The 11,807-nt window shown below is 66.1% G+C and carries 10 protein-coding genes; 1 reads left to right on the top strand and 9 read right to left on the bottom strand.

Annotated elements, in window-relative coordinates; genetic code table 11:
• From BLS61_RS23190 to BLS61_RS23175, 4 genes are all read right to left on the bottom strand, one after another.
• The coding region (locus tag BLS61_RS23190; protein ID WP_090435400.1) for an acetyl-CoA C-acyltransferase at nucleotides 1–858 on the bottom strand (858 nt) is incomplete at its 3' end.
• Nucleotides 859–1,023: 165 nt separating this feature from the next.
• Complete coding sequence (locus BLS61_RS23185; RefSeq protein ID WP_090435397.1) at nucleotides 1,024–1,890, bottom strand: oxygenase MpaB family protein; 867 nt, start codon at nucleotides 1,888–1,890, stop codon at nucleotides 1,024–1,026.
• 120 nt (nucleotides 1,891–2,010) lie between these two features.
• Entirely contained in the window at nucleotides 2,011–3,948 is a 1,938-nt protein-coding gene (gene acs / locus BLS61_RS23180) for an acetate--CoA ligase (protein WP_090435394.1), read from the bottom strand.
• Nucleotides 3,949–4,012: 64 nt separating this feature from the next.
• Complete coding sequence (locus tag BLS61_RS23175; protein WP_090435391.1) at nucleotides 4,013–5,110, bottom strand: DJ-1/PfpI family protein; 1,098 nt, start codon at nucleotides 5,108–5,110, stop codon at nucleotides 4,013–4,015.
• 104 nt (nucleotides 5,111–5,214) lie between these two features.
• On the opposite strand from BLS61_RS23175, the gene BLS61_RS23170 reads away from it, so the two are divergent.
• Entirely contained in the window at nucleotides 5,215–6,183 is a 969-nt protein-coding gene (locus tag BLS61_RS23170; protein ID WP_090435389.1) for a GlxA family transcriptional regulator, read from the top strand.
• Nucleotides 6,184–6,212: 29 nt separating this feature from the next.
• On the opposite strand, the gene pgi is transcribed toward BLS61_RS23170, so the two are convergent.
• From pgi to BLS61_RS23145, 5 genes are all read right to left on the bottom strand, one after another.
• The gene (gene pgi / locus BLS61_RS23165) at nucleotides 6,213–7,877 is read right to left on the bottom strand and encodes a glucose-6-phosphate isomerase (protein ID WP_090435387.1); all 1,665 of its coding nucleotides are present in this window, start codon (nucleotides 7,875–7,877) and stop codon (nucleotides 6,213–6,215) included.
• 80 nt (nucleotides 7,878–7,957) lie between these two features.
• Entirely contained in the window at nucleotides 7,958–8,815 is an 858-nt protein-coding gene (panC, locus tag BLS61_RS23160) for a pantoate--beta-alanine ligase (protein ID WP_090435384.1), read from the bottom strand.
• Nucleotides 8,812–9,612 carry a 3-methyl-2-oxobutanoate hydroxymethyltransferase gene (gene panB / locus BLS61_RS23155; protein WP_090435381.1) on the bottom strand — a complete coding sequence of 267 codons (801 nt, stop codon included), beginning with the start codon at nucleotides 9,610–9,612 and terminating at the stop codon, nucleotides 8,812–8,814. Before panB ends, panC begins: the two co-directional genes overlap by 4 nt.
• A gap of 273 nt (nucleotides 9,613–9,885) precedes the next feature.
• Complete coding sequence (gene folK / locus BLS61_RS23150) at nucleotides 9,886–10,371, bottom strand: 2-amino-4-hydroxy-6-hydroxymethyldihydropteridine diphosphokinase (protein ID WP_208598839.1); 486 nt, start codon at nucleotides 10,369–10,371, stop codon at nucleotides 9,886–9,888.
• Nucleotides 10,371–11,759, bottom strand: a complete 1,389-nt coding sequence (locus BLS61_RS23145) for a polynucleotide adenylyltransferase PcnB (protein WP_090435374.1) — start codon at nucleotides 11,757–11,759, stop codon at nucleotides 10,371–10,373. Before BLS61_RS23145 ends, folK begins: the two co-directional genes overlap by 1 nt.
• Nucleotides 11,760–11,807: the final 48 nt, after the last annotated feature.

Genomic DNA, 11,807 nt, shown 5'->3' with positions numbered 1-11,807 from the left:
CGGGTCGACGCCGGCATTGGCGTAGCCGGCAATCTTCGCCAGCACCGGCAGGCCGAGCGATTGCGCCTTGCTCGCGCTCATCAGCAGCACGGCAGCGGCGCCGTCGTTGAGGCTGGAGGCGTTGCCCGCGGTGACGCTGCCGTCCTTCTTGAACGCCGGCTTGAGCTTGGCCAGGGATTCGGCGGTGGTGCCGGCACGCGGCTGCTCGTCACGGGCGAAGGCGACGGGGTCGCCCTTGCGCTGTGGGATCAAAACAGGCGTGATTTCGGCGTCGAAGCGCCCGGCCTCGATGGCGGCCACGGCCTTTTGCTGCGAAGCGGCGGCAAAGGCGTCCTGCGCTTCACGGCTGATGCCGTATTTCTCCACCAGGTTCTCGGCGGTGATGCCCATGTGGTAGTCGTTGAAGGCATCCCACAGTCCGTCGAGGATCATGCTGTCCTGTAGCTGAGCGTGGCCCATGCGCAGGCCGGTGCGGGCCTTGGGCAGCACGTAGGGCGCCAGGCTCATGTTTTCCATGCCGCCAGCGATCACCACCTCGGCATCGCCGCAGCGAATGGCCTGGGTGGCTAGGTGCAGGGCTTTCAAACCCGAGCCGCAGACCTTGTTCAGGGTCATGGCCGGCACGGCATGGGGCAGGCCAGCGCGGATGGCGGCCTGGCGCGCGGGGTTCTGGCCGGAGCCTGCGGTGAGCACCTGGCCGAGGATGACTTCATCGACCTGGGCGGCGTCGAGGCCGGTCTGCTCCAGCAGGCGCTTGATGACGATGGCGCCGAGTTCGGGCGCGGGAATCTCCGCCAGGCTGCCCTGGAAGCTGCCGATGGCGGTGCGGGTGGCGGCGACGATGACGACGTCTTGCATATGCTGGTCCTCGAATCGGTTCAGACAATGACCGGAAAGGAGCGGATGGTCGCATGGCTGACCGTGACCGGCCAGCCACCCTCGGCGAGGCGCGTTTCGCTAACGGGGTGGCTCCCGGAGGGCCGGCGTAACCCTCCACCCCAGTGTTGGCGGGTTGCACCCGCCCTACGGCGCCAGGCGCCGACGCGCGCGCTGGGCGGCGCTGTTGCTCACGGCCCAGCGCAGCAGGTTGGCGGTGCGTTGCACGCTGGCGCGGATCAGCGGCCGGCGCCAGGCAGCCTGCCGTTCGCCGAGCAGGTCGCTGGCCCAGTCCGGCAGCAGGTCGACGCCGGCCTGCAGCATCAGGTTGCCGAAAGGTTTGGCGAGGATGCTCGGCATCGGCGCGGCGTAGAGCAGTCGCACCACTTCGCGGGTGCGCTCATCGCAGAGCAGTTGTGGGCGCAGGCGCTGTAGATAGTCGGCGACGGCCTGAGCCGATTGAGGGACATCCTGCGCGCCGAGGCGTTCGGCGATCAGTGCCACTTCGCGGTAGTAACGATCCTGCTCGGCCACCGGCAACTGCGGGTCGACGTAGCGCAGGTAGCCGGCGAGAAACTGGCTCACCTCGGAGACATGCACCCAGGTCAGCAGCTCGGGATCGCTGGCGCTATAGGGGCGACCGTCCGGCGCGCTGCCGGTCACCTGTAGGTGGATGCGGCGCACCTTGTCGATCAATTGCTCGGCATCGTGCAGTCCGCCGTAGGTGGTGCCGGCGATGAACAGGCTGGTGCGGCGCAGGCGGCCGAGCATGTCCTGGCGAAAGCTGGAGTGATCCCACACGCCGGCCAAAGCCAGCGGGTGAAGCATCTGCAGGAGCAGGGCGGAGATGCCGCCGACCATCATCGCGGTGAAGTCGGCATGGACCTCCCAGACCATCGACTCGGGGCCGAACAGGCCGGCATCACCGCGCGGCTGGTCGAGGTCGAGCACGCCCAGCGAGGCGCCGGTGAGGCTGTGCACCTGTTTTTCGATCTGACGACGTAGGCTTTCCATGGTGCGCAGTGTCGAACCTCGGCTCGGCAGACGCAAGGCGCAGGTCCGTAGGGTGCGCCGCGCGCACCCTCATGCGCTGCGGCGAGTGACCTGCTGTGTACGGCGCACCCTACGGAGGGTTCAGCGATTGAGGCGCTGCTCGATCAGGCTGTCGACCACGCTGGGGTCGGCCAGGGTCGAGGTGTCACCCATGTCCTCCAGCTCGTTGCAGGCGATCTTGCGCAGGATGCGTCGCATGATCTTGCCCGAGCGGGTCTTGGGCAGGCCCGGCGCCCACTGGATCAGCTCCGGCTTGGCGAAACTGCCGATCTCCTTGCCGACCAGGGTCAGCAGGTCCTTCTTCAGCTCGTCGGACGGTTCCTGGCCGTTCATCAGGGTGACATAGGCGTAGATGCCCTGGCCCTTCACATCGTGCGGATAGCCGACCACGGCCGCCTCGGCCACCGCATCATGCAGCACCAGAGCGCTCTCCACCTCGGCGGTGCCGATGCGGTGCCCCGAGACGTTGATCACGTCATCGACACGGCCGGTGATCCAGTAGTAGCCGTCCTCGTCGCGGCGCGCGCCGTCGCCGGTGAAGTAGTAACCGGGGTAGGGCTTGAAGTAGGTGTCGACCATGCGCTGGTGATCGCCATAGACGCTGCGAATCTGGCTCGGCCAGCTGGCCTTGATCGCCAGCACGCCGGCGCCTGGGCCTTCGATCTCCTTGCCCTGCTCGTCGAGCAGCACCGGTTGTACGCCAAAGAAGGGGCGGGTCGCCGAGCCGGGTTTGAGGTCGGTGGCGCCTGGCAGCGGGGTGATCAGGATCGAGCCGGTTTCGGTCTGCCACCAGGTGTCGACGATGGGGCAGCGCATGTCGCCGACTACATGGAAATACCATTCCCAGGCTTCGGGGTTGATCGGCTCGCCCACCGTGCCGAGCAGGCGCAGGCTCGAGCGCGAGGTGGCCTTGACCGGCGCCTCGCCTTCGCGCATCAGCGCGCGCAGGGCGGTGGGGGCGGTGTAGAAGGTATTGACCTGATGCTTGTCGATCACCTGCCAGAAGCGCGAGGCATCCGGGTAGTTGGGCACGCCCTCGAACATCAGGGTGGTGGCGGCGTTGGCCAGCGGGCCGTAGACGATGTAGCTGTGCCCGGTGACCCAGCCGACATCGGCGGTGCACCAGTAGACGTCGCCCTCGTGGTAGTCGAACACGTACTTGTGGGTCATCGCCGCGCCGAGCAGGTAACCGCCGGTGGTGTGCAGCACGCCCTTGGGTTTGCCGGTCGAGCCCGAGGTGTAGAGGATGAACAATGGGTCCTCGGCGTCCATCGGCTCGGCCGGGCAGTCGGCATCGACTTCCTTGAGCGCCTGGTGGTACCAGAGGTCTCGGCCTTCCACCCAGGCGACGTCGCCCTGGGTGCGCTCGACCACCACCACGGTGGACACGTTCGGGCAGCTCTGCAGGGCCTTGTCGACGTTGTTCTTCAACGGGATGTACTTGCCGCCACGCACGCCCTCGTCGGCGGTGATCACGGTGCGGCAGTCGGCATCGAGGATGCGATCGCGCAGGGCATCCGGGGAGAAGCCGCCGAACACCACCGAATGCACCGCGCCGATGCGCGCGCAGGCGAGCATGGCGTAGGCCGCCTCGGGAATCATCGGCATGTAGATGCACACCCGGTCGCCCTTTTTCACGCCACGGCGCTTGAGCACGTTGGCCAGGCGGCTGACGTTGTGGTGCAGCTTGTTGTAGGTGATGTGCGCCGACTCGGCCGGGTTGTCGCCTTCCCAGATGATCGCGACCTGCTCGCCGCGTTGTTGCAGATGGCGGTCGATGCAGTTGTAGGCGACGTTGAGCTGGCCGCCCTTGAACCATTCGGCACGGCCCTGCGCGAGGTCGCTGCTGTGCACCTGATCCCAGGGTTTGAACCAGTCGAGGAAGGCCTTGGCCTGCTCGGCCCAGAAGGTATCGGGCTGCTCGACGGACTGCTGGTACAGGCGCAGGTAGGCGTCTTTGTCCAGGTGCGCGCGCTGGCGCACTGCATCTTGCACGGGATGGCGAGTGATCTCGAACATGGCGGGGTCCTTGTAATTGTTTGTCCGCAACGGCCACAAGGTTGCACCCAAGCAGGCGCTTGGTTCAAGGCTTAAGCATTTCGACATGCTGCCGGGCCGTTGCGTTCTGCCGATATTCGAGCTGGGCCGCGACCAGATTGGCGGTCGCCACTCCGTAACGACTGGCAATTGCCGCGAGCGCCTCGTCAAACGTTTGCGCGGCGTTCACGGCACCTCCCGGCAGCGGTGGCAATCCTCCGGATTCGGTGCGTTGCGGTATGAACTCCAGCCCGCTGGCGCTGAATACTGGCTGAGTGGCTACGCCCAGCACCTGAGTGCGGAAGGTGCGCGCCCAGGCGTCCACGCGCAGTGCCAGGCTAACTTCATCTATCCCGGGCAGCAGGGTGACTGCGAAGGTTTCGTGTCTCCAGCGTGTCAGGTAGTTGCCCGCCGCCGTCAGGTAGCCTTGGCGGCCAAGGACAAACGCCTCGCTGTCATGGCGGGTAGACCAATCGTCGACCCCTAGCTCCTGGCCCAGTTCGCGCGCTTTGGCCGTGCCGGCAATGGCTTCGACCAGCGCCAGGGACGCCGGCAGGGCTGCGCTGACGCCAGCGGTGGTCATCAGTTGGCCGTCTACCACATAGCGCCGATTTTCCTGCCACAGGGTGCCGGGAAAGTCGCTCAGGCGCTGCTCGCGGGAATACCAGTGTCCGGTTGCTCGGCGCCCGCGCAGCAGGCCGGCATGAGCCAGCGCCAGCACGCCGTCGCAGATGCCGATGACGCTGGCGCCCAGCGCCGCCTGCTGGCGGATGAACTCCAGCAGGCGCGGCTCCTGGCTGTCGTGCACGGCGGGCACGATCAGGTAATCGGCGCCCTGGGGGAAGTCGCGCTGAAACTCGGCGATGCTGGCGTCGGCGCGTACGCTGAGCGCCGGCATCAACTGCACCGCGCCCGGATCGCCCGCCACCGCCACTACCCTCGCGACGCCAGCACGCCGCAGCACACCGAGCGGCACGACGAAGTCCGTCAGCTCGGTCATCCGGTTTTGCGCGACCACCACCACCACGGGCCGTTCGCGCCCGAAACGCGGCTGGTAGCCGGGCAGGCGCTCGTCTGCGGCATGGACGCAGCCGGTGACCTGCAGCACGCCCAGCAATCCGGCGATCAGCCAATTTCTGCACATGACATCTTTCCCTTGCCTGGAATGGACGATCAGTTTGTCGTGTGCAGGGTTGGCGCATATGTCATAAAAGAGTGAAAACCTGCCAGTGATGCGAGAAGCAAGCGATGACGCACCGGGTTCTGCTGTTGGTCTTTCCCGATTTTCAGTTGCTCGATGCCACCGGGCCGGCCGACGTGTTCGCCGCAGTGGATGAGCATCTGCCGGCAGCTGGCCGACCGGCCTACCAGTTGCAGGCAATATCGCCGCAAGGCGGTCTGGTGGTGTCCAGCAGCGGCTTGTCGATGGCCACCCAGCCGTTGCCCGAACCGCAGGAGCTGGCCGGCCATACCTTGCTGGTGGCCGGCGGATACGGTGTTCAGCGCGCCCTGCAGCAGGGGCAGGTGGCGCGCTGGCTGGGCGCAGCCGGGCCGCTGGCGGCGCGCTGTGCCTCGGTGTGTACAGGTGCCTTCCTGCTGGCGCAGAGCGGTTTGATGACAGGGCGCAAGATGGTTACCCACTGGCGTTATGCCGAGCTGTTGCAACGGCTGCACCCGAGCGTGGAGGTCCTGCATGACAGCCTGTTCATCCGTGATGGCGCCTTCTACAGCTCGGCTGGGGTGACCGCGGGCATGGACCTTTGTCTGAGCCTGGTGGAGGAGGACCACGGGCGCGACGTTTCGCTGCAGGTGGCCAAGGGGCTGGTGATGTACCTGCGACGGCCTGGAGGGCAGCGCCAGTTCAGCACCGAGCTGCTGGCCCAGCAGGCGCCCGCCGATGGCCTGATGCAACGCTTGCTCAGCGAACTGCGCGAGTCCCTGGCGACTGCCTGGGACGTCGAGAGCATGGCGGCCTGGATGAACCTGTCGCCGCGAACCCTGCATCGCCACTGCCAGGCCGAACTCGGGGTGACGCCGGCCCGGTTGCTGCTGCATCTGCGTCTGGATCGCGCCTGCCAGTTGCTGGAGGCGGGAGAGGTGTCGCTCAAGCGCGTCGCCCAGCGCAGCGGCTTCGGCAACACGTACAACCTCAGGCAGGCGTTCTCCCGGGCGCTGGGGGTGACGCCCGGGGAGTATCGTCAGCGCTTCTGCCGCTGAGGCGCACGGATGCGCCCGCGGCGGAACGATCAGCCGCGATGCTGCGAGCGGAAGTGCTCGATCAGTCCCTGGGTGGATGCATCGCTGGCTGGCTCGTCGCTGGCGCCGGTGAGGCGCTGGTAGACTTCCTTGCCCATCTCTTTGCCCAGCTCCACGCCCCACTGGTCGAAGGCGTTGATGCCCCAGATGGCGCTCTGCACGAACACCTTGTGCTCGTACAGCGCCACCAGTGCGCCGAGGTTGAACGGCGCGATGCGGTTCATTACCAGGATATTGCTCGGCCGGTTGCCGGGGATCACCTTGTGTGGCGCCAGACGCTGCACCTCGTCTTCGCTCAGTCCCTTGGCGCGCAGTTCGGCCTCGGCCTCTTCGCGAGTCTTGCCCTGCATCAGCGCCTGGGCCTGCGACAGGCAGTTGGCGAACAGCCACTGGTGATGGTCCGAGAGCGGGTTGTAGCTGTTGACCGGGACGATGAAGTCCGCCGGCACCAGCAGGCGGCCCTGGTGCAGCAGCTGGTGGTAGGCATGCTGGCCGTTGCAGCCGACGCCGCCCCAGATCACCGGGCCGGTGGCGATGTCCAGCGGCGTGCCGTCCTGACGCACGCTCTTGCCGTTGGACTCCATGTCCAGCTGCTGCAGGTGCTTGGTGAAGTTACGCAGATAGTGGTCGTAGGGCAGGATTGCGTGGCTCTGCGCGCCCCAGAAATTGGTGTACCAGATGCCCAGCAGGGCCATCAGCACCGGCATGTTCTCGGCCAGGGGCGCCTGGGTAAAGTGCTGGTCCATGGCATAGGCGCCGGCCAGCAACTCCTTGAAGTTGGACACGCCGATGGCCAGGGCGATGGGCAGGCCGATGGCCGACCACAGCGAATAACGCCCGCCGACCCAATCCCACATCGGGAAGATGTTCTCTTCGCCGATACCGAACTCGATGGCGGCCTTGCGGTTGCTGGTCACGGCGATGAAGTGGCGGTGCAGCTCTTCTTCCGGGCCGCCCATGGCCAGGTACCAGTCGCGCGCGGCCAGGGTGTTCTTCAGGGTTTCCAGGGTGCCGAAGGACTTGCTGGAAACGATGAACAGGGTGGTTTCCGGATTGAGGCGTGCGGTCAGTTCGCGGAATTCGCTGCCATCGATATTGGCCAGGTAGTGGCAGCGCACGCCGCGCTGGGTGAAGGGGCGCAGCGCCTCGGAAACCAGTTGCGGGCCGAGGAAGGAGCCGCCGATACCGATGTTCACCACTTCCTTGATCGGTTTTTCGCTGTAGCCGCGCCACAGACCGCTGTGAATGCGGCTGACCAGCTCGGTGACCTGGTTCAGTACGCGGTGCACCTCGGGAATGATGTCGTGGCCATCGAGCAGCAGGCGGCGGCCGATCGGGCTGCGCAGGGCGGTGTGCAGCGCGGCGCGGCCTTCCGAGGCATTGACCTGCTCGCCGCTGTACAGGGCGGCGATGGACTCGTGCAGGCCGGCCTGGTCGGCCAGCTGGATCAGCAGTTCCAGGCCGCGTTCATCGATCAGGTTCTTCGAGTAGTCCAGCAGCAACCCGCAGCTATCGAGGGAAAAGCGCTGGAAGCGCCGTGCATCCGCGGCGAAGGCCTCGCGCATGCTGAAGCCGGCCATTTCGGCGCGGTGCTGCTGCAGGGCCTGCCAGGCAGGCAGGGTGGTGACGTCTTGAGGCTGCTGGTAATAGGCCATCGGAGCTCCTGATCCGCAAAAGCAAAAGGCCCGGAACGATCCGGGCCTCTAAGAGTGTAACCGTCTGCCTTTGGAGGCAGCTACTGACTCGGCAGTTCAACCACAAGATTGTCGATCAAGCGGGTGCCACCCAGCTGTGCCGCGGTGAGAATCACCAGATGGCGGTCGTCGATCTGCGCCGGGCGCAGCGTCACCGCGTTGCGGATTTCCAGGTAGTCGGGAACGAAGCCCGCTGCGCGCTGTTGCTCCTGCGCGGCGTCGATCAGTCGTGCGTAGTCACGGGCGCCGCGGCGCAACTCTTCGGCTATCGCCTGCAGGCTCCGATACAGCGTTGGCGCCGTGCTGCGTTGCGCGGCATCGAGGTAGCCATTGCGTGAGGACAGGGCGAGGCCGTCTTCGGCGCGCTGGGTCGGCGCACCAATGATCTGGATCGGCATGTTCAGGTCCTGCACCAGCGCGCGGATCACCGCCAGTTGCTGATAGTCCTTCTCGCCGAAAACGGCCAGATCGGGCTGGACCATATTGAACAGCTTGGTCACCACGGTCGCCACGCCCTCGAAATGGCCCGGGCGGCTGGCGCCACAGAGTCCTTCCGATACGCCCGGCACGCTGACGCGAGTCTGGTCGCCCATGCCGTGCGGGTAGATTTCCGCAACATCGGGGTGAAACAGCAGGTGACAGCCAGCCGCCAGCAGCTTTTCCTGATCGGCGGCGAGGGTGCGCGGGTATTTGTCCAGGTCCTCACCCGCGCCGAACTGCAGCGGATTGACGAAGATGCTGGCGACCACGAAGTCGGCGCGCTGGGCGGCGATTTCCACCAGCGAAACGTGGCCGGCGTGGAGATTGCCCATGGTCGGCACGAAGCCGATCTGCTTGCCCTCGGCGCGGGCCTGGGCCACGGCGGCGCGCAGTTCGCGCAGGGTCTTGACTGTGTTCATGCGGAGAAACCGTGTTCGGCGGCGGGGAAGCTGCCGTCCTTGACCGCCTGGACGTAGGCGCTCAGGGCGCCTTGAATGCTGCTCTGGCCCTCCATGAAGTTGCGCACGAACTTCGGCGTGCGGCCGGACAGCGACAGGCCGAGCATGTCGTGTTGCACCAGCACCTGGCCATCGGTAGCGGCGCCGGCGCCGATGCCGATCACCGGGATCTTCACCGCCTGGGTGATTTCCGCCGCCAGTTCGCTGGGTACGCACTCGAGCAGCAGCATGGCCGCGCCAGCCTGTTCCAGCGCCATGGCATCGGCACGCATCTGCCGCGCCTGGGCTTCCTGGCGGCCCTGAACCTTGTAGCCGCCGAGGATGTTCACCGCCTGCGGGGTCAGGCCAAGGTGCGCGCAGACCGGTACGCCGCGCTCGGCCAGCAGGCGAATGGGTTCGGCCAGCCAGCCGGCGCCTTCGAGTTTGACCATGTGGGCGCCGGCCTGCATCAGCCGGGCGCTGTTGTGCAGAGCCTGTTCGCTGGTGGCGTAGGCCATGAACGGCAGGTCGGTGAGGATCAGTGCGCCCTGATTGCCGCGTTTCACGCAGGCAGTGTGATAGGCCATCTCCTCGACGCTGACCGGCAGGGTACTGTCGTGGCCCTGCAGGACCATGCCCAGGGAGTCGCCGACCAGCAGCACATCGACCCCGGCCTGGCAGGCCGCGTGGGCGAAGGTGGCGTCATAGCAGGTCAGCATGGCGATCTTTTCACCGTTCTGCTTGTGACTCTGCAGGGTGGTCAGGGTAACGTCAGGCATTTCAAGGGTCCTCGCTCAGGCTCGGTATACCGCTTCTATCCGGCGGCAATCCGGCCTGGATTGGCATCAAAGGTGCGCCCGTCGCTGGGCAACGGGACGCCTATAGTCCTGATGGGGGGGCGTGAAGTCAATTGCGGGTGTTACCGCTCTGTTACTGGCGTTACCGCCAATGCGCGGGATGCCGGGTTGCGCAACGGACCGCCCTGTGGGAGGCGCTTCAGCGGCGAGCTTGTCGGAGAGCGGCTCAAGCCCCTCCCACAGGGGCCGGCCGGGCTACTGCGGCAGACGTTCCAGGCCACTGAAGGGGCAGGCTTGCAGCAGGGCGGCAAGGCTGCGGCCGTCCGGTAGTTGCAGATCGGCAGCCAGCTCGGCCAGGGGATAGAGCACGAAGGGGCGGGCGTGCATATGGTAGTGCGGCACGGTCAGCCGCTCGTCGTCGAGCAGACGTTCACCGAACAGCAGGATGTCCAGATCCAGGGTGCGCGGGCCCCAACGCTCGGCCTTGCGCACGCGACCCTGCTCCTGCTCGATGCGTTGCAGCGCATCGAGCAACTGCCAGGGCTCCAGTTCGGTATCCAGCGCCGCCACGGCATTGACGTAGCGTGGCTGGACAGCCGGGCCGAGCGGATCGCTGATGTAGAAGGACGATTGTGCCTGCAGGCGGCTCTGCGGCAGTTGCGCGATGGCGTCCAGGGCCGCACGCAACTGTTGCAGGGGCTCGGCCAGATTACTGCCGAGGCCGATGTAAACCCGCTCCATCACTCGTCGCCGCTTTCGCTGCGTTTGCGGCGATTGTTGTTGCGGCGGCGTTTGCGCGGGGCGTTGCCGGTGCTTTCGCCTTTGCCGGCGAGGTCGCGAATCATCTGCCGGCGCTCGCTGTCATTGGCATCCTGGTAGTCCGTCCACCACTCGCCCAGGCCACCGGTGTCCTCGCCGGCCAGCTCGCGCAGCAGGAGGAAGTCGTAGCCGGCGCGAAAGCGCGGGTTCTCCAGCAGCAGGTCGGCACGTTTACCACTGCGTCGCGGCAGACGCTCCTGCATGTCCCAGATTTCGCGAATCGGGATGGTGAAACGCTTGGGCACGGCAATGCGCTGGCACTGCTCGGCGATCAGCTCGTGGGCGGCCTCCTGCATCGCCGGGATCGGTGGCATGCCCTTGCTCTGCAGTTGCAGCACGCGGGCCGGCAGCGCGGGCCAGAGCAGGGCGGCGAAGAGGAAGGCCGGGGTGACCGACTTGCCATCGTGGATGCGGTCGTCGGTGTTGATCAGCGCCTGACGGATCAGCTTTTCGGTGTACTCGGGATTGCGCTTGAGCGCCTCGCCACTGGCCGGGAACAGCTGGGCGAACAGGTCGTGCTCGAGCAGCAGGTCGAAGGTGTATTCGGCGTAACCGGCGAGAAACAGCTTGAGCACTTCGTCGAACAGGCGTGCTGCCGGAATGTCGCGTAGCATGGGTGCCAGGCGGCGGATCGGCGCGGCGCTGTGCTTCTCGATCTCGAAGTCCAGCTTGGCGGCGAATCGTACTGCGCGCAGCATGCGCACCGGGTCTTCCAGGTAGCGCTGCTCCGGGTCGCCGATCAGGCGCACCAGGTGGTTGCGCACATCGTGCATGCCGCGGGCGTAATCGAGGATGTGTTCCTGGGTCGGGTCGTAATACAGCGCGTTGATGGTGAAGTCGCGGCGCTGGGCGTCGTCTTCCAGTGTGCCGTAAACGTTATCGCGCAGGATGCGGCCGCTTTCGTGGCGGGCAGCCTGGTTGCTGTTTTCCTCTTCCTCGCCTTGCGGATGGTTGGCGCGGAAGGTCGCCACTTCGATGATCTCGCGGCCGAAGTGCACGTGGACCAGCTTGAAGCGGCGACCGATCACCCGGGCGTTGCGGAACTCCGCCCGTACCTGCTCGGGCGTGGCGCTGGTGGCCACGTCGAAATCCTTGGGATCGAGATCCAGCAGCAGGTCGCGAACGCAGCCGCCGACCAGATAGGCCTGGTAGCCGGCCTTCTGCAGGCGCTCGACCACACTGATGGCGTGACGACTGATCTCGTTGCGATGAAGCGGATGTTGGCGACTGCTCAGCACTTCGGGAGTGCTGCGTGGGCGTGGGGCACGGCGCAGAGGTGAGCGGAAAGACTTGAACAGCTTTTTCAGCATGGGATGCACTGTTTGGAGTAGTGACCGGCCTGCACCATATGCTGTCGA

Origin of the sequence: Ectopseudomonas guguanensis (genome assembly GCF_900104265.1) — a bacterium.
Classification (GTDB): Bacteria; Pseudomonadota; Gammaproteobacteria; order Pseudomonadales; family Pseudomonadaceae; genus Aquipseudomonas; species Aquipseudomonas guguanensis.
The sequence above is the reverse complement of the archived record's forward strand: the minus strand, read 5'-3'. Positions and strand labels throughout refer to the sequence as shown.